The 19727-nt window shown below is 63.6% G+C and carries 23 protein-coding genes; 9 read left to right on the forward strand and 14 right to left on the reverse strand.

Going from position 1 to position 19727, the window contains the following annotated elements; all coding sequences use genetic code 11:
• Nucleotides 1-4 precede the first annotated feature (4 nt).
• Genes H7U37_RS05530 through H7U37_RS05540 form a run of 3 tightly spaced genes read right to left on the reverse strand, consistent with a single transcriptional unit; the run spans nt 5 to nt 1865 of the window.
• Nucleotides 5-547 carry a cysteine hydrolase family protein gene (locus H7U37_RS05530; RefSeq protein ID WP_204874268.1) on the reverse strand — a complete coding sequence of 181 codons (543 nt, stop codon included), beginning with the start codon at nt 545-547 and terminating at the stop codon, nt 5-7.
• The gene (locus H7U37_RS05535; RefSeq protein WP_204874269.1) at nt 544-1074 is read right to left on the reverse strand and encodes a GNAT family N-acetyltransferase; all 531 of its coding nucleotides are present in this window, start codon (nt 1072-1074) and stop codon (nt 544-546) included. Before H7U37_RS05535 ends, H7U37_RS05530 begins: the two co-directional genes overlap by 4 nt.
• On the reverse strand, nt 1071-1865 hold the full coding sequence (locus H7U37_RS05540) for a TIGR04255 family protein (protein ID WP_204874270.1): 795 nt from the start codon (nt 1863-1865) through the stop codon (nt 1071-1073). Before H7U37_RS05540 ends, H7U37_RS05535 begins: the two co-directional genes overlap by 4 nt.
• A gap of 164 nt (nt 1866-2029) precedes the next feature.
• Here H7U37_RS05540 and dpsA point away from each other — a divergent pair, with 164 nt between their 5' ends.
• From dpsA to H7U37_RS05575, 7 genes are all read left to right on the forward strand, one after another.
• Nucleotides 2030-2902 carry a dipicolinate synthase subunit DpsA gene (gene dpsA / locus H7U37_RS05545; protein ID WP_204874271.1) on the forward strand — a complete coding sequence of 291 codons (873 nt, stop codon included), beginning with the start codon at nt 2030-2032 and terminating at the stop codon, nt 2900-2902.
• A 2-nt stretch (nt 2903-2904) separates the two neighbouring features.
• Entirely contained in the window at nt 2905-3492 is a 588-nt protein-coding gene (locus H7U37_RS05550) for a dipicolinate synthase subunit B (protein WP_204874273.1), read from the forward strand.
• 145 nt (nt 3493-3637) lie between these two features.
• Nucleotides 3638-4126 (forward strand): hypothetical protein, encoded by a 489-nt coding sequence (locus H7U37_RS05555; RefSeq protein WP_204874275.1) that lies wholly within the window; start codon nt 3638-3640, stop codon nt 4124-4126.
• Between the two features lie 14 nt (nt 4127-4140).
• Nucleotides 4141-4866, forward strand: a complete 726-nt coding sequence (locus tag H7U37_RS05560) for a hypothetical protein (RefSeq protein WP_204874277.1) — start codon at nt 4141-4143, stop codon at nt 4864-4866.
• Complete coding sequence (locus tag H7U37_RS05565; protein WP_204874279.1) at nt 4863-6116, forward strand: type IV secretion system DNA-binding domain-containing protein; 1254 nt, start codon at nt 4863-4865, stop codon at nt 6114-6116. The genes H7U37_RS05560 and H7U37_RS05565 overlap by 4 nt, the downstream gene beginning before the upstream one ends.
• Nucleotides 6116-7051: a hypothetical protein gene (locus H7U37_RS05570; RefSeq protein ID WP_204874280.1), complete on the forward strand. Its 936-nt coding sequence runs from the start codon at nt 6116-6118 to the stop codon at nt 7049-7051. The genes H7U37_RS05565 and H7U37_RS05570 overlap by 1 nt, the downstream gene beginning before the upstream one ends.
• A gap of 14 nt (nt 7052-7065) precedes the next feature.
• The gene (locus H7U37_RS05575; RefSeq protein ID WP_204874281.1) at nt 7066-7986 is read left to right on the forward strand and encodes a hypothetical protein; all 921 of its coding nucleotides are present in this window, start codon (nt 7066-7068) and stop codon (nt 7984-7986) included.
• Nucleotides 7987-8077: 91 nt separating this feature from the next.
• Here the strand turns inward: H7U37_RS05575 and H7U37_RS05580 are convergent, their stop codons facing one another.
• The 9 genes from H7U37_RS05580 to H7U37_RS05620 are packed head-to-tail and all read right to left on the reverse strand — an operon-like array spanning nt 8078 to nt 16834.
• Nucleotides 8078-8782: a V-type ATP synthase subunit D gene (locus H7U37_RS05580; RefSeq protein ID WP_204874282.1), complete on the reverse strand. Its 705-nt coding sequence runs from the start codon at nt 8780-8782 to the stop codon at nt 8078-8080.
• A gap of 3 nt (nt 8783-8785) precedes the next feature.
• Nucleotides 8786-10168 carry a V-type ATP synthase subunit B gene (locus tag H7U37_RS05585; protein ID WP_204874283.1) on the reverse strand — a complete coding sequence of 461 codons (1383 nt, stop codon included), beginning with the start codon at nt 10166-10168 and terminating at the stop codon, nt 8786-8788.
• Nucleotides 10165-11943: a V-type ATP synthase subunit A gene (locus H7U37_RS05590; protein ID WP_204874284.1), complete on the reverse strand. Its 1779-nt coding sequence runs from the start codon at nt 11941-11943 to the stop codon at nt 10165-10167. Before H7U37_RS05590 ends, H7U37_RS05585 begins: the two co-directional genes overlap by 4 nt.
• 58 nt (nt 11944-12001) lie before the next feature.
• Complete coding sequence (locus H7U37_RS05595; protein WP_204874285.1) at nt 12002-12316, reverse strand: V-type ATP synthase subunit F; 315 nt, start codon at nt 12314-12316, stop codon at nt 12002-12004.
• Nucleotides 12309-13310, reverse strand: a complete 1002-nt coding sequence (locus H7U37_RS05600; protein ID WP_243414248.1) for a V-type ATPase subunit — start codon at nt 13308-13310, stop codon at nt 12309-12311. Before H7U37_RS05600 ends, H7U37_RS05595 begins: the two co-directional genes overlap by 8 nt.
• Nucleotides 13311-13339: 29 nt before the next feature.
• Nucleotides 13340-13939 carry a V-type ATP synthase subunit E gene (locus H7U37_RS05605; protein WP_243413605.1) on the reverse strand — a complete coding sequence of 200 codons (600 nt, stop codon included), beginning with the start codon at nt 13937-13939 and terminating at the stop codon, nt 13340-13342.
• Nucleotides 13940-13965: 26 nt separating this feature from the next.
• Nucleotides 13966-14454 (reverse strand): V-type ATP synthase subunit K, encoded by a 489-nt coding sequence (locus H7U37_RS05610; RefSeq protein ID WP_204874286.1) that lies wholly within the window; start codon nt 14452-14454, stop codon nt 13966-13968.
• 1 nt (nt 14455) lies between these two features.
• Nucleotides 14456-16414 carry a V-type ATP synthase subunit I gene (locus H7U37_RS05615; protein ID WP_204874288.1) on the reverse strand — a complete coding sequence of 653 codons (1959 nt, stop codon included), beginning with the start codon at nt 16412-16414 and terminating at the stop codon, nt 14456-14458.
• On the reverse strand, nt 16415-16834 hold the full coding sequence (locus tag H7U37_RS05620; protein WP_204874290.1) for a hypothetical protein: 420 nt from the start codon (nt 16832-16834) through the stop codon (nt 16415-16417). It abuts the gene before it with no gap.
• Between the two features lie 206 nt (nt 16835-17040).
• Between H7U37_RS05620 and H7U37_RS05625 the strand changes: the two genes are divergently transcribed.
• A complete protein-coding gene (locus H7U37_RS05625) occupies nt 17041-17346 on the forward strand; it encodes a hypothetical protein (RefSeq protein WP_204874292.1) in 306 nt (101 codons plus the stop codon).
• 302 nt (nt 17347-17648) lie between these two features.
• Here the strand turns inward: H7U37_RS05625 and H7U37_RS05630 are convergent, their stop codons facing one another.
• Entirely contained in the window at nt 17649-18266 is a 618-nt protein-coding gene (locus H7U37_RS05630; protein WP_204874294.1) for a TatD family nuclease-associated radical SAM protein, read from the reverse strand.
• The gene (locus H7U37_RS05635) at nt 18263-19057 is read right to left on the reverse strand and encodes a TatD family hydrolase (protein ID WP_204874296.1); all 795 of its coding nucleotides are present in this window, start codon (nt 19055-19057) and stop codon (nt 18263-18265) included. Before H7U37_RS05635 ends, H7U37_RS05630 begins: the two co-directional genes overlap by 4 nt.
• Before the next feature lie 254 nt (nt 19058-19311).
• Here H7U37_RS05635 and H7U37_RS05640 point away from each other — a divergent pair, with 254 nt between their 5' ends.
• Complete coding sequence (locus tag H7U37_RS05640; protein WP_204874298.1) at nt 19312-19542, forward strand: acyl carrier protein; 231 nt, start codon at nt 19312-19314, stop codon at nt 19540-19542.
• Nucleotides 19543-19727 lie beyond the last annotated feature (185 nt).

A 19727-nucleotide genomic window follows, 5' to 3' on the forward strand; every position in this document is an offset into this window, starting at 1 on the left:
CCGTTCAAGTGGCGTCCGTCCGGCCCGGGACGTTGATCTGGAGCCCCTCCAGCACATCCAGCGCCTTTTCGTGGAGGACCGGGTCATAGCTGGCGGTGAGGGCGGCGTCCACGGTGATCTCCGCCTCCGGCAGCGCCGCCTTGACCATCACGGCGTTGGACAGCACGCAGATATGGGAGACCAGCCCGCACAGCTCCACCGCGTCATAGCCCTGCTGTTTGAGCCAGTTCCCCAGCCAGAGGGAGGGAAAGGTGGGCTTGCAGATGACCATATCGGTCTCTCTGCGCAGGGCCTGGCCGGTCTGACCGTAGAGCTGCCAGCCGTCGGAGTTGAGGATGCAGTGGGAGACGGGGAGCTTTCGTCCCTCCTGCGTGTCCAGGTAATTGTCGTTGTGGGTGTCCAGGGTGAAGGCCACGTCCCAGCCCTCGTCTCTGGCCCGGGCGATGCGCCGGGCAATGGGGCCGTCCAGCGCTTCCGCTCCGGCAAAGCCCAGCGCCCCGTCCACAAAATCCCGCTGGTAATCCACCACCAGCAGCAGTTGCTTCATTCCTTTTCCCTCCTTATCAGGAGCTTTTCATAGCACGGATAGGGCAGCGGACGGCCATGGAGGTGAATTTCCCCCCGGCGGCAGTAGCCCCGGCCCTCCAACAGCGCCCGCATCCGCAGATTTTGGGTATAGGTATCCAGGTGAAGGGCGCCCCGGCCCTGATAGACGGCCCATTTTTCGGCCCCGTCCAGCAGGGCGGTGGCCACGCCCCGGCGCTGGACGGCGGGGTCCACCACCAGCCGGTGGACCGACAGCGCCTCGCCCCGCCACACCCAATCCACCGCCGCGTATTCCGGCGCCTCCTTGCTGTTGATGCAGGCGGCCCCCAGCAGCCGGCCCCACCGGTCCACCGCGGCCAGCAGCTCGCCCCGCTCAATGTCTCCGGCGTACAGCGCCCGGGTGGGATAGTCGGGGCCCCATTGGGGGTTGCCCTGCACGTTCATATGGGCCACTGCCCGCTCCACCAGCGGCCAGAGCAGATCCAGATCATCCGGACAGGCCGGACGCAGCAGCAGTTCCTCTTTCACGCCAGCGCCACAGGTCCCATGGCGTTGTGGAGCTCGTCGGTAATGGCGCCGTGGAAGAGCTGACCGGCGTACTTGTGCAGCGTCTCCAGCTGTTCGGCCACCTGACCCACGGGGAGAGCGCCGGTGTGGGAGAGATCCTGGTCCAGGATAAAGCGGGGCTCCGGGTCCTGCTTGCCCCGGGCGCCCAGGAGGCCGGGTCCGGCGTGGACCTTCAGGTGGCAGTTGTCGGGCAGCTTCTTTTCAATGTCCACCGAGCACTTGGTCACCTGGGTCTCGTCCACGTCCGGCTCCCCCAGGATGCCCAGATAGGGGGTCTGGATCAGGTCGTCCCACAGCAGGTCGCTCAGACCCAGGGCCTTGCGGGAGACGGCGTTGACGTAGCGCAGCCCCACCCGGGTGAAGGAATCGGGCTGATAAATCTGAATAAAGGACGCCAGGGCCTTGTCCAGCTGGCTGGCGAAGTCCTCCCAGCTGGTGTAGCGCAGGGTGGAGAGGGAGATAAAGTCCTTGGTCAGGTTCATCTTCCAAAAGCCGTCCTCCGAAATAAAGGTGTAGTTATTGATGGGGGGCAGCTGCTCCACCTTGGCCTGAGGGGTGCCCAGGCCCGTGATCCGGGGCGCGGGCTGCTCCTTTTTCACGGCGTAGCGGGGGAAGGTGTGGCGGATGACCTCCTGAAAATCCGCCGGCTCCTTGGCGTCGATGGCCAGGATGGTGGGGAAACGGAGCTGGCAGATGACCTCCACCAGGGGGCTCCGGGTATAGTGACAGCGGGGATGTTCAACAAAAAGCATGGGGATAAACCTCCTAAAACATTTCTTCATGCGCAAAAGGAGCGCGAGGCCCTCAATAGGTTTTATTATAATGCCGAAAAGCGGGCGATACAAGAGCAAAGGGGGACAAGGCACCATTTTTTTGCGCCGGAATAGGATAGAGCAGCGGAAGGGAGGAACGGTCCATGAGACATACATACAGCGTCTGGGTGGTGGGCGGCGATCAGCGGCAGGCCCGGCTGGCCGAGCTGCTGGCCGCCGCCGGCCACACGGTGTACACCTTTGCCCTGGAGGGCGCGGGCCCTCTGGACGGCGTGGAGGCCCGGACGGAGCTGGAGCAGGCCGGCCAGGGGGACTGCGTGATCCTCCCGCTGCCGGCTCTGGGGGAGGGCGGAACCCTCAACGCCCCTCTGTCCCCAAGCACCTATGCCATTTGCGACATTTTGTCCGCCATGGGGTCCGGCCCGGTGGTGTGCGCCGGGCGGGTGGAACCGGCGCTCTTTGCCCTGGCCGATGGGCTGGGAGTCACCCTCCACGACTACGCCGCCCGGGAGGAGTTCGCCGTGGCCAACGCGGTGCCCACCGCCGAGGGGGCCCTCCAGCTGGCCATGGAGGAGCTGCCCGTCACCCTGCACGGGTCCAGGGCGCTGGTCATCGGCTACGGACGTCTGGGCCGGGCGCTGGCTCCCCGGCTGTCCGCCCTGGGCGCGCGGGTGACGGTGGCGGCCCGCAAATGGAGCGACCTGGCCTGGGTCCGGGCCCACGGCTGGGAGGCGGAGCACAGCGGTCAGCTGCGGGGCTGGCTGTGCGCCTATGACCTCATCATCAACACCGTCCCCGCCCCCATTCTGGACGAAGGCTGTCTTTCCGACCTCAAGGAGGGCTGTCTGGTGCTGGATCTGGCCTCCAAGCCCGGCGGCGTGGACTTTGAGGCGGCCCGGCGGCTGGGGGTGTCGGCAATCTGGGCCCTCTCGCTGCCCGGTAAGGTAGCCCCCGTCACCGCCGGCGTCATCGTGCGGGACACGGTGTATCATATCCTGGATGAATTGGGAGTGTGAGTATGGAACGTCTACCTGTACATGTGGGGTTTGCCCTGTGCGGCTCCTTCTGCACCCACGCCAAGGCGGTGGCCGCCCTGGAGCGGGTGGCCGCCCGGTATGAGGCGGTCTATCCCATCGTCTCCGAGCGCTGCGCCGATACCGACACCCGCTTCGGCACGGCCCACGACCTGATGCGGGAGGTGGAGCGCATCTGCGACCGGCGGGTCATCCGTTCGGTGGCCCAGGCCGAACCCATCGGCCCCAAAAAGCTGCTGGATGTGCTGGTCATCTGCCCCTGTACCGGCAATACCCTGGCCAAACTGGCCGCCGGCGTCACTGATTCCGCCGTCACCATGGCGGCCAAGGCCCACCTGCGCAACGGCCGGCCCATGGTCATCGCCCCGGCCACCAACGACGGTCTGGCCGCCTCGGCCAAAAACATCGGCCTTTTGCTGGACAAAAAGCAGGTCTTTTTCGTCCCCTTTGGTCAGGACGATCCCGCCGCCAAGCCCACCTCGCTGGTGGCCGATTTTGGGCTGGTATGCGCCGCCATCGACAGCGCGCTGGAGGGCAGGCAGCTCCAGCCCCTCCTGCTGGGGTCCCCTTGAGGACGTGACCGCCCGATTGACAGAGAAAATTTGCACGAATTCCCGCCGCTTTTGGGGAAGCTGCGTTATAATGTAAAAATAGCGCGCGGCAGGGTGATATCCGCTCTCCGCCTCCGTTTTATCTGAAAGAGAAAGGATGGGAGCCATGGATTACGCCATTGCCGTGGGATACCCCCTGTGCCTGGACGGCCGGGGCGAATCTCCCGCCGCCCTGCTGGAGACCGGCGGCCGGGAGGTCACCCTCTCCCCCCAGCAGCTGACGGTGTGGAGCAGCCTCTTTTCCCTGCGTCCGCTAACGCCGCCGGAGGAGGCGTTAGCCCATGAGTTGGCGGCGCTGGAGCTGGCTGTGCTGGGGGAGTGCCCCTCCGCCCTGCTGGAGGCCCTCTCCCCCTACCGTCCGGTGCGTCAGGGCTTCTGCGAGGACGGACCGGCGGGCCCCCGTGCCGTTCTGGGCGGGCAGCGCTGGCAGCTCACCCCCATGCAGCTCCGGCTGTGGCGGGCCGCCGACGGACGGCATACGGTGGAGCAGCTGCGGGCAGGGCTTCTGCCCGCTCCGGTGTCGGAAGAGGACGCCGCACTCTGTCTGGAAAATCTGCTGGGCCTGCTGGCGGCCGAGCTCTGTTATCTGCACTGAGGAGGATCGTGGCTATGGGACGTATTTTTCAGCAAGCCGTCAACGCCTTTCTGTCCGGCTGGGCGCAGGAGCACTGGGCCCAGCCCGCTTTGCCCCCCTCTCAGGCCCTGCCGCGGATGCTGGACCCTGCCAGCACGGCAGAGGGGCGCTTTTCTTTTGCACCGGGCGTCTCCTTTCGGATTGACGGCGTTTTCTGTGCCGTAACGGAGGACGGCTCCCTTCACTGGCGTCCTGACGGCGGCTCGCCCATCCCGAGGCCGGAAGTGCCGGAAACAAAGGAGCTTTTCTCTCAATCCCACCTCATTCCCCCGCTCCGCCCGGAAAAAACGGTCTTTGGCGAGGACCTGCGCCGGGCGGATAACCTCTGGGTGGACATGCCGGAGCACCCCCCGGAGCACAACGACGCCGGGCAAAAGCAGCAAACAAACCGTCTGCACGCCGCTCCGCCCATCGTTGCTCCGCCCATCGTTGCTCCGCCGGCGTCCGTTCCGGCGCCCGCACCCCAGCCGTTTCCCGAACCGGAACCGCCGGCGCCCCAGCCTGCGCCCCAGCCGTTTCCCGAACCGGAGCCGCCGGCGCCGCAGCCTGTGCCTCAAACGCTTCCCAAACCGGAGCCGCCCATTACACCGGCCTGGATGCGCCGTCCGCCTTCGGAATCCCTCTCCGCCGCTGCGCCGGCCACTGGCGCCTGGAAAAAACCGGACCGTCTCCACGCAAATCCTGAGGAGGAATGTTCATGAACCGGAACTCCTATATCTATGAAGGAAACCAGCTGGGCGACCATCCCCCGGCGTCCACTGTGTCCGCGCCCCGCTGCGCCCTCTGCGGCCGGGATGGGGACGGGCAGCGCCTCTATGTCCCCCTGGACGCGCCTCTCCTCCGCCGCCATATCCTGCTTACCGGACAGGCCGGCGGACGGCGGGACGCCCTCTATCAACTGGTCAGTCAGCTGAACAAAACCATGGAGGCCGACGACGTCATGGTCCTGTTTGACGGAACCGGCGACCTGACCGCCTCCTTTCTCCAGCCGGAGGACCCCCTTTTTGACGCCGCCGCCCAGACCCCTGCCTCCCCCTGGAACCTGTTCCGGGAGCTGGACCCCGGGCGGGAGGACCGGATTGACGGCGCGGCCCGGCTGCTGCTGGGTCCCTGTCCGCCGGAAGAGGACAAGTCCCTCTGGACGGAGGCCCAGGACCTCCTGGGGGCTGTGATGCTCCTGTTCCTTCGGAATCAGGAGGCTTTTTACTGCGATAACCTGGGGCTTCGCCAGTTTATGGACCAGATCTCCGGTGAAGAGCTGGCCCAGCTGCTGGAACAGCAGGCCGACCTCCGGCCCAGAGCCGCCGTGCTCCGCACCGCTCAGGCCGACGGCGTCCTCCTGCTGCTGCGCCGCCTCATCCGCACCCGGCTCTCCGGCGCGTTCCAGGGCCGGGGGACCGCCTCCGTCACCGAGCTGGTGGCCGCGCGGGGCGGAAAACGGATCTTTCTCCGCCGGGACCCCGTGGCCGGTCCCGACCTGACGGGTGTCTACGCTCTGATACTGGATCTGGTCCTCACCCAGAGCCTTGCGCCGGGGAAGGGCAGCGTGTACCTGATTATAGACGGACTTCAGTACTTACCCCTCCCCCATCTGGAGGACGCCCTCACCCTGGAAAGTCCCCTCCAGGTGACGGCCTCCCTGCCCGGCGTCACTTCCCTGCTGGGCCGCTGGTCTCGTCCCGCCCTTCTGCGCACCCTGGACGCCTTCGGCATCTCCGTCTCCTTTGCCACCCAGGACCCCGGCTCCATCCACTACCTGCGCCGGCGTTATGGAGAAAACCGTAAGGTCTTTCCTGGCCTGGGGCCGGAAAACGGCGATCTGCTCCGGGACGCCAATGTGGTGGAGGACTGGGACCTGCGTGGGCTGAAGGATGGACAGGCCATTGTGGGCCTGCCCGGTGAAGCTCCCTTCCGCTTCCAATTCCTTCATACAAGAAAAGAGGGATCATGATGGATCAAAAGCCAAAGGGACGCGTGTTGTTGACCGTCCTGAATATCATCATTGCCGTGCTGGCCCTGGTGCTGGTGGGGCTCATCGTCACTGCCGTGCTGCGCATCACCCTGACGCCGGTCCCCGGACGGCCGGACATTTCCGCCGCGCCGGTATCCAGCTCCACCCCCCCGGTCCAGACCTCCCAGCTTCCGGTCACGGACGCCAATGTACGCTCCGACCGCACCGACGCTTTAAGCGCCGACCAAAAAAGCTTGCTGGACGCCCTGGAGCAGGCCCTGTCCGGCACGCGGGAGGACCGCGTCCAGGCCATGGAAGCCTGGTCCAACGCCGTTATGGATCACAGCGCTTTTGACAGCTGGACCGATATCTGGATGCTGACCTATCAAGACGGCCAGCTTTGGCGTGATTTTACCGGTTCCGGCGTGCTGATCAACGGAAGCAGCGTCTATTTTGGCACAATTGACCACCAAACCCCCGATGGGGAAGGGATGGCCATTGTGGTGGACGGCAAGGCCTCCGGCAGCGCGGTTATGTATTTTCTCCAGGAAGGGACCTGGGACCAGGGCGTTTTGACCGGCGAGGCCCAGCTCATCCGGGGCAGCTCTCAGACCGACCCGGCAGCGGGGGGCTGTGTGATCCAATGCACCCTTGACGGCAGCGCCGATGAGATCATGACGCAGGCACAGCTGACCGTCAGCCAGACGCAAAACGGCGTCACCCATCAATTTACCCTTCAGGCGGAAAACGGCGCCTATTCCTCCGACGGAACGGACCTCATTTCCTGTGCCCTCCACAGCGACTGCGGCGTATCTCTTCTGGTGGATGGCAGCGTCACCGACCTGACCTATCAAAATCCCTATCCCTGGGGCAAGCAGCCCAGGCAGATGGGATTGCCCTTCTCTTCCTATGCCTACGGCTACGGCGGCCGCTGAAAGGAGTGTTGAAAATGCAATGTCACGCTTGTCAGCGGGAATTGCCTGAAAATTGCAAATTTTGTCCCTATTGCGGCAGTGAAGTATCTGAATCAGCGCCGCCGACGGAGGATGTCTTTGATCTGGACCGGGTCTTTGCTGATCTGAAGGCCATGGGGCAGCCCGCTCCCCAGGTCCAGGCAGAGCCCGTGCAGGAGGAAAAACCGCAACAGAAAGACGAACCTCCGCAACCCAACTGGGACGCTCCCCTCTCCTTCGGCGGTGGTTTCCAGAACCCCCAGCCCGCGCAGGAGGAAGAACCCCCGCAGGAACCCGAACCCCCACAGCCCAACTGGGACGCCCCACTCTCCTTCGGCGGTGGTTTCCAGAATCCACAGCCCGTGCACGAGGAGGAACCGCAGCAGGAACCCGAACCCTCACAGCCCAACTGGGACGCTCCTCTCTCCTTCGGCGGTTTTCAGAACCCTCAGCCCGTTCAGGAGGAAGAACCCCCGCAGGAACCCGAACCCTCACAGCCCAACTGGGACGCCCCACTCTCCTTCGGCGGTAGTTTCCAGAATCCACAGCCCGTTCAGGAGGAGGAACCTACACAAAAAGATGAGCCTCCGCAGCCCGCCTGGGACGCCCCTCCTTCCTTCGGCGGTTTTCAGAACCCTCAGCCCGTTCAGGAGGAAGAACCCCCGCAGGAGGACGAGCCCACTCAGATGTGGACTCCCTCTTTCCAGGGGACGGAACCGCCCAGCCCGCCGGACAACCAGGATGACCCGCCTGCTGATGATGGTTTTATCGGAGACCCCCGTGGCGTGGCCCAGAATTTTGCCCCTTACGCGCCGGTACAAGGTCCCGGCGTGCTGTCCATTCTGTGGCGGGCGGCAGTGATTGTCGGCGAGTTGGCCGGGATCGGTATTCTTGTCTTTCGCCTTTTCCTAAGTTGACCGCCCGGCATTGCCACAAAAAAGCCCCGGACTGCACTTCATTCACGCAGTCCGGGGTTCTTTCTTCCTCTGAATTTCTCAAAAAGGGGGGTTATACTTCTCCCTGGGCGCCGAACGTCTCCATGACCTTGGCGTCGGCGGCGCGCTTCTCCTCAATGGCTTCCTTGAGGAGCATATCCTTCACCTTCATCAGGCGAATGGTGGAGGAGCGCTCGTTTTCGTCCAGCTTCATGGAGATATACTTGATGGCTTCCTCCATCTGGGGAATTTTGACGTACTCCAGGGCGTTGACCCGGCGGCGGGTCTTTTCGATCTCGGAGGCCAGCAGCTGGCTGGTCTTTTCGATCTCCGCCAGGCGGAGCATATCAATAAACACCCCGGACAGATGCTCCACCGCGTCGTCCAGTTCGCCGGAGGTGGCCGCCAGGCCGTAGGGGCAGGCGTTGGCCTCTCCCTCGGTGCCGGCGGTGCGGAACTGATAGCGGGGCACCTCCACCGACATGATGTTCTGGAAGGTCATCCCCACCTCCACGCGGCGCTTGGGGTACATGAGGGACTGCTCCAGCATCTCGGGGGACATGATGGCCGCCGCCACGGTAAAGGAGCCGTAAGCCTGATTGAGCCGTTCCTCCACCCGCTTGCGCAGGGCGCGGTTTTCCCGCACCACGTCGAGAAACTGCTTCATCAGCTCGTCCCGCTTATCCTTCAGGAGCTTGTGGCCCCGGACCGCCGTGCGCAGCCGTCCCTTGAGCCGGGTCAGCTCCATGCGGGTGGGATTCACATTGATGGCCGGCATACGTTACCCCTCCTTTTTCGGGAGGTATTTCTCAATAAACTCCGGCTTGATGCGCTTGAGCTCCGCCTTGGGCAGAATGGACAGCAGATCCCAGCCCAGATCCAGGGTCTCCTCAATGGAGCGGTTTTCGTCCACTCCCTGGGAGACATAGCGCTTTTCAAACTCGTCGGCGAATTTGGCGTACAGCAGATCGGTGGGAGAGAGGGCGGCCTCGCCCAGGATGCTCATGAGCTCCTTGTTCTCCTTACCGGTGGAGTAGGCGGCGAACAGCTGGTTCATGGTGCCGGCGTGATCCTCGCGGGTCTTGCCGGGGCCCACGCCCTTATCCTTCAGACGGGACAGGGAGGGCAGCACGTCCACCGGCGGGTTGACGCCCCGGCGGAAGAGCTCACGGGACAGGATGATCTGACCCTCGGTGATATAGCCGGTCAGGTCGGGGATGGGGTGGGTCTTGTCGTCCTCGGGCATGGTCAGAATGGGGATCATAGTAATGGAGCCGCTCTTGCCCAGCTGACGGCCGGCCCGCTCGTACATGGTGGCAAGGTCGGTGTACAGATAGCCGGGGTAGCCGCGGCGTCCGGGGACTTCCTTCTTGGCGGCGGACACCTCACGCAGCGCCTCGGCGTAGTTGGTGATGTCGGTGAGGATAACCAGCACGTGCATGTTCTTCTCAAAGGCCAGGTACTCGGCGGCGGTCAGCGCCATACGGGGGGTGGCGATACGCTCGACGGCGGGGTCGTTGGCCAGGTTGGTGAAGAGCACGGTACGGTCGATGGCGCCGGTGCGCTTGAATTCCTCAATAAAGAAGTTGGACTCCTCAAAGGTGATGCCGATGGCGGCAAACACCACGGCGAAGTTGCCCGCGTCGTCCCCCAGCACTCTGGCCTGACGGGCGATCTGGGCGGCCAGGGCGGCGTGGGGCAGACCAGAACCGGAGAAAATGGGCAACTTCTGTCCGCGGACCAGGGTATTCAGACCGTCAATGGAGGAAATACCGGTCTGAATGAACTCGTTGGGGTAGTCCCGGGCGGCGGGGTTCATGGGCAGGCCGTTGATGTCCCGATACTCGGCGGCCAGGATCTCCGGTCCGCCGTCGATGGGGTGGCCCATGCCGTTGAACACGCGGCCCAGCATGTCGTCGGAAACCGCCAGCTCCAGGGGGTGGCCCAGAAAACGGACCTTGGAGTTGGCCAGGTTGATGCCGGCGGAGGCCTCGAAGAGCTGCACCACGGCGTTGTCGCCGTTGACCTCCAGCACCTTACAGCGGCGGACGGAGCCGTCGGCCAGCTCAATCTCGGCCAGCTCGTCATAGGTGACGCCCTGCACCCGGCGCACCACCATCAGAGGACCGTTGATCTCCTGAATGGTACGGTATTCACGAATCATTCTTCCGCACCTCCCTTGTCCACGATGGCGGCGATCTGCTCGTTCATATCCTTGGCCATTTTGGCGTAGGCTTCCACATACTGGTCATCCGGCACGCTCTTAGCCCGGCCCATGGCCTCCCGGAAGGGAATGACGAAGAGCTCGGACACCGGTGCGCCCTTGGCGATGGCGGCCCGGCAGAGCTTGTCGTAGTCCAGAATCATCTGGATCATCTTGTCCTGGCGCTCATAGCTGGAGTACCAGTCCACTTCCATAAAGCCGTTCTGCTGCAAAAAGTCCTCGCGGAGCATCTTGGCGGTCTCCAGGGTCAGCTGGTCGCCGGCGGACAGGGAGTCCTTGCCTACCAGCTGGACGATCTCGTTGAGGCTGGCCTCCTCCTGAAGGATGGACATGGCCTTGTCCCGGTTGGCCATGAACTGGGGGCCCAGATGCTCGTCATACCAGGGCTTCAGGGAGTCCAGATAGAGGGAGTAGGAGTTCAGCCAGTTGATGGCGGGGAAGTGACGGCGGTAGGCCAGGGAGGCGTCCAGGGCCCAGAACACCTTGACAATGCGCATGGTGGCCTGGGAGACGGGCTCGGACAGGTCGCCGCCGGGCGGGGAGACGGCGCCCACGGCGGTGAGGGAGCCCATGCGGCTATCATCGGAGCCGATGCACTCCACCATGCCGGCGCGCTCGTAGAACTGGGCCAGACGGGAGGACAGGTAAGCGGGGTAGCCTTCTTCGCCGGGCATCTCTTCCAGACGGCCGGACATCTCGCGCAGGGCCTCGGCCCAGCGGGAGGTGGAGTCGGCGATGACGGCCACATGGTAGCCCATGTCGCGGAAGTACTCGGCGATGGTAATGCCGGTGTAGATGGACGCCTCACGGGCGGCCACGGGCATATCGGAGGTGTTGGCGATGAGGACGGTACGCTTCATGAGGGACTCGCCGGTGCGGGGGTCCACCAGCTCGGGGAACTCTCTCAAAACGTCGGTCATCTCGTTGCCGCGCTCGCCGCAGCCGATGTAGACCACGATGTCCACGTCGGACCATTTGGCCAGCTGGTGCTGCATGACGGTCTTACCGGAGCCGAAGGGTCCGGGGATGGCGGCAGTGCCGCCCTTGGCCACGGGGAACATGGCGTCCACGATGCGCTGACCGGAGAGCAGCGGGGTTTTCGGGGGGTATTTGTGCTTATAGGGACGGCCCACACGGACGGGCCACTTCTGCACCATGGTGAGGTCGTGCTTCTCGCCCTTGTCGTCCACCAGGACGGCCACGGTGTCCAGGACGGTGAATTCACCCGACCGGATGGACTCGATGGTGCCGCTCATCTTGGGGGGGATCATGATCTTGTGGAGCACCACGCTGGTCTCCTGGACGGTGCCGATGACGTCGCCGCCGGTGACCTTGGCGCCGGGCTTGACGGTGGCGTTGAACTGCCACTTTTTCTCCCGGTCCAGGGCGGGCACCTCAATGCCGCGGGGCAGGTTGTTGCTCCCCGCCTTTTTCATGATGCCCTCCAGGGGGCGCTGGATGCCGTCGTAGATATTCTCAATGATGCCGGGGCCCAGCTCCACGGACATGGGAGCGCCGGTGGTCTCCACCGCCGCGCCGGGGCCCAGGCCGGAAGTCTCCTCATAGACCTGGATGGAGGCGGCGTCCCCGTTCATGGTGAGGATCTCACCGATGAGGCGCCGCTCGCCCACACGGACCACGTCGGCCATGTTGGCGTCGGCCAGGCCGGTGGCCACCACCAGGGGGCCGGAGACTTTGACGATTTTTCCGCTCAATGCAATACAACCTTCTTTCAGGTTTGAATTTCGGATCTGTAAGGGAGGCCGGTGGGGGTCACAGGATATCCGCGCCCACGGCCCGCTCCACGGCGCTCTTGACGTTGGCCATGCCGATGCCCAGGGACCCCTCCTTGCCGGGAATGAGGATAATGGCCGGGGTCAGCTCGTCCTTATACCGGGCCACGTCGGCGGCCATGCCGGCGGCATACTGCTCGGTCAGGTAGACAATGGCGTAGTTTTCCTTGGCCAGGTTGTGGAGGATGCGCCGGGCCTCCTCCACCGTCTCGGCGGGGAACGCCTCCAGCCCCAGGGCGCGGAAGCCCAGCACGCTGTCCCGGTCTCCCAGCACGGCGATCTTATACTCAGACATAGAGATCACGCAGCCTTTCCCGGATGGTATCGGCGCTCAGGCCGGCGGCCCGTCCGGACAAAATGGTCCGGATGGCGGTGCGCTCGGTCTCCCGGGCGTACAGGTAGCCCGCCACCGGCGCTTCGCCGAAGGGCACCCCCTTGGCCTTGGCCAGATAGGCGGTCACGGCGTCGTCGCAGGCCTTCTCAAAGGCGGTGACGCTGCCGCTGCCCGGCTCGGCCCGCTCGGCGCCCAGCGCGGCGGCCTGGGCCAGCGGGGTATTTTTGAGAGCCTGGTCCAGCTCGGCGGCCTTGGTGGTGCGGAATACCTCCTCCTTCACCGTGCCGCCGGGCACCAGGGCCTTGCCCACAAAGGTCTCGTCCAACCCCATCCGGGCGGCACGCACCGCCGTGCGCAGGTTGGCCGCGTCGGCCATAAGGGCCACATAGCCCTGCAAATAAGCGCTGCGGCTCTCCTTGGCGGTGGCGGTCATCTCCTCAAACCAGGCCCGGTCCAGCCGGATGTCGGCCTTCTGGGGGTCGCCGGTCTCCTTGAGCACCTCGGCGGCCTCGGCTACCGCGGCGCGGAAGGTGGGGGTATAGTCCTCCATGGTCCCAGCCGCCACGTTTTCCGCCAGCTTCTTGGGGTCATACCGTCCGCCGCCGGTGAGGAGACGGTCGGCCTTTGCGCCGGTGGCCGCCCCTTTGAGCAGCACCTTGGCGTTATGGTAGTCGTATTTGATCTGGAAGAGCTCCACCAGCCGCCGGTCAGGCACGGCCTGTTCCAGGTCGCGGCACAGGGCGTCCCGGGCGCGGACCATGGCCGCGTCCACCGCCGTGGGGCTGAGGTCGGTCAGCTCTCCGTATCCGCACTCGGAGAGGACCTTGGCGGTCTCCTCGTCGGTGCGGGCCTCCAGCATCCGCTCCATCCGGTTTTTGGTGAGCAGACGGTTCTCCATCACCCGGATGCGGGCCGAAATGCTGAGATAATCGGTATCTTTCCGCTTTTTGGGCAAGCTCCTTCCTCCTTTCTTCCACAAAGCCGTCAGCGGCTCTGGAAGAGGACGCGGGCCACCTCCTGCTCCACCGTGCGGCGCTGCAGGCGTACCAGGGTCTCAAAGGTACAGTTGACCTCCACGTCTCCGTCGCTGAGGACGAAGCCGCCCTGGATGGGGCGGGTCTGGGTGGAGAGGGTCAAACGGCCCTTGTCCCCCAAAAGCTCGTTGGCCCGGGTAACGGCGGCCTTGCCGTAGCGGGGACGGTCCTTCTGGGAAAAGATCACCGTCTCCTTGCCGGTCTGGCTGGCCTCGGCGATGAGGGAGGCCACCAGGGCCACATATTCCTTTTCCGGCAGGTTGAGCAGCTGATCCAGAGCCTGCTGGAAGGCTTGGTCCATCAGCGCCTGCTGCTGGGCCAGCATGGCCTTGCGGGCCTCCAGCCGGGCGGCGCTCACCAGCCGCTCCTCCCGGACGGCGGCGGCCTGCTGCCCCTTGTCCAGGATCTCCTTAGCCGCCTGGCCTGCCTTGGCCTCATACTGGGCGGCCAGCTCCTGGACCTGGGCGTTGGTCTGGGCCAGCAGGGCGTCGGTCTCCTGCTGGGCGTCGGCGCGGATGCGCGCCGTAATTTTCTCGATTCCGTTCATCATGTCCGCCTTTCTCTGGGCCTTGCGGCTTACAGGGCGTTCATCAGCAGCAGCACGGAGGCCAGCAGGGACAAAATGGCGTAGAATTCCACCACGCCGCAGAGGATGATGCCCTTGGCCCAGTCGTCGGGGCGCTTGGCCACCACGTTGATAGAGGCGGCGGCCACGCGGCCCTGATAGATGGCGGACAGCCAGCCGCCGAAAGCCATGGGCAGGCAGGAGACGAAGATGGTCAGGCCCTGGGTAACGCTCAGGTCAACGATGCCGCCGCTGAAAGCGCCCATGGTGAAGAGGGCGAAGAACCACACCACCAGACCGTACAGGCCCTGGGTGCCGGGGAGCACCTGGAGAATGAGGCACTTGGAGAAGTGCTCGGGGGCTTCCGTCAGAACGCCGGTGGCCGCCTCGCCCACCATGCCGGTACCTTTCGCCGAAGCGATACAACAAAGAGCCACTGACAGCGCGGCGCCCAGGAACGCCAGTCCGATGCCGCCAAACATTTCAAAGAACTCCACCATTTTAAGGTTCCTCCTTCACAATATCCACATATTTTGTGTCGTACAGCAGGGGTTTGAAGGGCTTTCCGCCCTCCTTGTAGAAACGTCCGAAATACTCAAGGCACTGCAGGCGCATGTCGTGGACATAGCAGCCCAGCAGGTTGAGCGCGAAGTTGAGCAGGTTGCCCACCATGGCGATGAGAATGAAGGCCACCACATTGCCGGTGACGGTGCCCAGGGTGTTGAACACCGTGGCGATGACGCTGCCGGCCAGCATCAGGGCCATCAGGCGGGCATAGGAGAGGATGTCGCTGAAAAAGCCGGTGACGCCGTTATAGAGGGCGCCGATCAGGCTGGTGATCTTGCCGAAGCCCTTGGCCTCCCGGGTGGAGCCCCAAATCAGGACCAGGAAGCCAACCACCAGCACCACCGGCACGCCGGCCACAGTACCGATGCCGAAAATGGCCAGGGGGATGCCGGCCAGAATGATCCACCAGGCCACCTCATTGCCGATGGCGTCGGCCGCCTCGCCGGCCTGGCACTTGCGCACCACGCTGACCGCCATACCGGTGACCACCTGCAAAAGGCCCAGCGCCAGGGCGCCCACCAGAATGGCCAGGGTATCGGTCAGGGGGGTAAAGAGGGCGGGCAGGGCGGTCAGGGTGGTATTGGGGTTGATGAGCTTTGCCAATTGAGGGATAAAGTCGCCAAAGAATCCGCCGGTGACGGCCCCCATAATAAAGGTGCTGATGCCGCACAGCATGAGCAGTCCGGCCATGTCCTTCATGGTACCCTTGACGTGCATCTTGCGGGTCATCACCAGAGAGAGAATCACCATCAAAATGCCGTAGCCCATATCCGCCATCATCATACCGAAAAAGAAGATGAAGAAGGGGGCCATCAGGGGGTTGGGGTCCACGCCGTCGTAGGCGGGGAGGACGTACATATTGGTAATCATGTTGAGGGGCGCGGTGAGGGGGTTGTTTTTGAGGAGAATGGGGACCTTGGGATAGTCCTCCTCCGCCGGCTCCTGGGTCTCCCAGGCGCAGGTAAAGGGCTCCAGCGCCTCTTCCAGGGCCTTTTCCTGGTCGGCGGGCAGCCAGCCCTCCAAAAAGACGGCGCTGCCCGAGGCCATCAGCCGGGACTTGCAGATCTCCCGGCGGCGCTCCTGCTCGGTCTGGTCAATGGCCAGCCGCAGGGCCTCCCGGTGGCCGGTCTGTCCGGCCAGATTCTTTTCCTCCTCCTGTCCCTCCCGGGCCAGCTGGTCCAGCTCGCCCTCCAGCCGGCGGATGTTGTCCGCCGCCGTACCCGTCCAGCCCCGCAGAGCCACCCGGGCAAAGCCAAAGGGTTTTAAGGCGTTGAGCCCGTCCTCCAGGCCGCTTCTGTGGCAGAAGAGCACCGCGTACTGGAATTCCCGATCCGCGCCGGCGGCCTGAAGCTCCGAGAGCTCGGTGGCCTCCTCCAGGGCCTTGGAAACCTGTTCCAGATCGGTATTGGCGGGAAACGAGAGGAACAAAACCGCCATATCCCGGGTACCGGCGGTCTCCAGCGGCAAGTCCAGCTCCTTCCAGGGGGTTAGGCTTTGGAGCTGGCTTTTCTTCCGGGCCATCTCGCTTTGGAGCTGCGCCAGATGCTTTTCCCCGGCGGAGATGGCGCTGGCAGCCTTCCGGGCCTCGGCCCGGACCTGTCCGTCAAAGAGCTGCTGCTCGGTGACGCGGGGCTTCGGCTGAAAGGCCCCTTCCTTTTCCTTGGGGTAACGGTCCAAAACGGTCAGCGCGGACTGCAGCGAGGCGTTTTCCGCCTCCCGTTCAGCCAAGGCGGTGTCGCTGACCCGTGCGAGTCCGTTCCAATCCGGGTCGGACCCTTGGTCTTCCGGCTCGTCGATCTCCACGCAGCCGACGCGCTGGAGCTGCCGGAGCAGCTCGTCCCGTTCGGCGGCCATGCCAATGAGCCGGAGCCGTTTCATTTTGACGATGGCCATTCAGCGCTTCACGATCCTTCCCACAATCACTGCGGCGGCCTGGGCCATCCGGCCCTCCGCCTGGCTTCGCAGGGCAGCCCGCTCTGCGGCGTCCGCCGCTGCCTGGGTCTCGTTGCGCTGCGCCGCCCGTGCCTCGGCCTGCGCGAGCATCTCAGCCGCCTGGGTTTTGGCTTGGGACACCGCCTCGGCTACACGTGCCTCGCCGGCCTGTCGGGCTTCTTCCAGCTTCTGTCTGGCTTGCGCCGCCACGGCCGCCTTCTGGTCCCGTGCCTCCTGTTCGGCCTGGGTCACTTGCACCATCGCGTCCAGCGTCATGTCTTTGTCACCGCCTTTCCTCGATTCTGACCGGAATTTTGCTTCCGAATACTTGCATGATACTTGAAAATGCCGCGAATTGCAAGGACTAAATTTTTTCTCCAAAAAACTTTCAACGCGTTTTTGTGCCGTTTTTTCTACATTTTTTCGCTCTATACGTTATTTATAAAACTAAACTGTCAATTTTACTAACTTTGTGCGGTTCTTTTCTGCTCCCGCGGCCTCTCCGGCCCCTCCTTTGGCCGGACGATCTCCTATTTGACGAAATCGGGCCGGTATGGTACACTCCACGGGAAGAAAGGAGCGTATCCATGAAAAAAACGGTCTTTGGTTTCTTCCTTTATTATGTACTATTCGCTGTTGGCTCCGTCACCGGCACAATGCTGGGCCTTTCCCTCCAGGTCCCCATGGCCATTGCCTTTCTGCTCCTCCTCTACTGTTCCACCGTGGGGCGGATGTGGATGGAGGAGTCCAAAACCCAGGCCGGGCAGACCGCCCTCCAGCGCAAAAAGCCCGCCGGCCGGCGGCAAATGCCCCGGGCGCTTTTTGTCGTACTGCTGGTGCTGCCCCCGCTGCTCTATTTGATTCTCTACGCGGTGGTGTGGTCGCTGCTGTAACCCCTCCGCCCAGTCAAAAAAGACCGCTGCAGGTTCCCGTACAGAACCGCAGCGGCCTTTTCCTTTTATCAATGCTTTTTCTCGGCGGGCGGCCACAAGGGCCGCCCCTACTTTCCAGTCCGCACCGCTTACCCGGCAAGCGCTCTATGAAAGCTTTCTTTGCCTACTTCCCAGTCCGCACTACTTACCCGGCAAGCGCTCTATGGAAGCTTTCTTTGCCTACTTCCCAGTCCGCACTACTTACCCGGCAAGCGCTCTATGGAAGCTTTCTTTGCCTACTTTCTTTCTCGAAAGAAAGTAGGTCAGTCGGGGATGTAGGCCCGGACCCGCAGGGCAGCCCCCAGGGACTGAGCCAGCGTGCGGCACTTTTCGATCTCTTCCGGTGTCTTATCCTTGTCCACCACCGTCATCATCACCGTGGGCACATAGGCCGCCGCCTTGCGGGTGAAGTCCAGCATGGCCTCCCACGCCCGTTCGCCGTCCCTGGGCTGGGTGACGGCGCAGTACTCCGCCGCGTCGGAGCCGTTGAGGGAAATGGACAGCACGTCGATCCGCCCCGCCAGCCCAGGGGTTACATCCCGGCCGTGGATGAGGTTGGCGTGTCCGTTGGTGTTGATGCGCACCGGCGGCAGATTGGGAACCCGCTCCTTCAGCCGGTCCACCAGCCACAGAATGTCATCCACCCGGAACATGGGCTCCCCAAAGCCGCAGAACACCAGCTCCCGGTAGGCGGGCAGATCCCGGCCCAGCAGGTCGGCCAGCGCCTCCTCCCGGGTGGGCTCCCGGTCCAGCCACAGGTCGTCGGCATAGATACTCCCCTTGTGGCCGTTGTGCCGCAGGCAGAACACACAGGCGCAGTCGCACCGGTTGGTGAGGTTCACATAGAGCGCCCCGCCGTATTCATAGGTAATGGTCATCATTTGGTATGCGCTTCCTTTCCCGTAATGCGGAAGAGCCGGCGTCCGTTCTCATTGGTGCGGCGCACCACCTCTTCCACCGGCAGCCCCTTTACCTGGGCAATGGTCTCCGCCACCCGGTAGACATAGCCCGAGTCGTTGCGCACCCCCCTGCCCCGGAAGGGCTCGGGTACCATATAGGGGGAGTCGGTCTCCACCATGATCTGCTCCATGGGAGTGCCGGCAATGACCTCCAGCGCCCGGCGGGCGTTTTTGTAGGTGATGTTCCCCGTAAAAGAGACCATCCACCCCCGGTCGGTGACCTTTTTCGCGTCCTCGGCGCTGAGGGCGCAGCAGTGAAACACCCCGTTGGCCCAGGGAAGGCCCAGCACCATCTCCAGACAGTCCTTGTGGGCGTCCCGGTCGTGGATGATGACCGGCAGGTCCAGGGTCCGGGCCAGATCCAGCTGGGCGGCGAAAAAGTCCCGCTCCTTCCGCCGTCCCTCCTCGTCCTTCACCCAGTAGTAATCCAGCCCGATCTCTCCGATGGCCTTCACCTTGGGGTGCGCCGCCAGGGCCCGGATCTCCTCCAGCACGGAGCGCTCCGCCCCGTCCAGGTCCTCTGGGTGAAAGCCCACCGCCGCGTACACCCCCGGGTGACGCTCCGCCAGCTCCACCGCCATCCGGGAGCTGGTCAGATCGCAGCCCGGGTTGAGCACCAGCTCCACCCCCTTGTCCGACAGGCCGGCCAGCACCTGGTCCCGGTCGCCGTCAAAGGCGGAGGCGTCATAATGAGCATGGGTATCAAACAGCATGTTCTCGCGCTCCTTCCGATTTTCCTCATCATACAATGATTCCCTCTGAAATGCAACTTCTTTTGTCAAACCAGCCGGTCAGCCCGTCATGGCACACTTTATGGGGGCCTTTTTTGTGCTTTTTCACCATTGACATTTGCTGGTAATCTGATAAAATGTGTCTCAATGAATTTAATTAAATTTTTTTAATTAAAATTCTTGAAGTCCAATCAACAACTGTGACAGGCGGCCGGCCTGCCGAAAGGAGTATTCCCATGTTTGAGAAGGTCCGTGAGATCATTATCAGTAACCTCAGCTGTGACGCCGGGCGCGTCACCATGGACGCCGACCTGGTGGAAGATGTGGGGTTAGACTCCCTGGACGCGGTGGACCTGAACGTCGCCCTGGAGGAAACGCTGGGTTTCGCCATGACCGATGAGGAGCTCAAGGAAATCAAGACCGTGGGCGACATCGTCCGCTGTCTGGAAGCCCACAAGAAAGCCTAAACGTTAATAAAGGAAAGGGAAAGCTGACATGGAACTGAGTGATATCTTCGCCCTGCTGGAGCGCTTTGAATCCAGCTCGATCCAGCGCATGGAGCTGCGGATGGAGGATTTCCGTCTGGAGCTGGACAAAAACGCCCCTGTGACCGTGGCCGCCATGGCCGCCGCCCCGGTGGCTGCCCCCGCGC

This window comes from Pseudoflavonifractor phocaeensis (assembly GCF_016901735.1).
In the GTDB taxonomy this organism is placed as follows: domain Bacteria; phylum Bacillota; class Clostridia; order Oscillospirales; family Oscillospiraceae; genus Pseudoflavonifractor_A.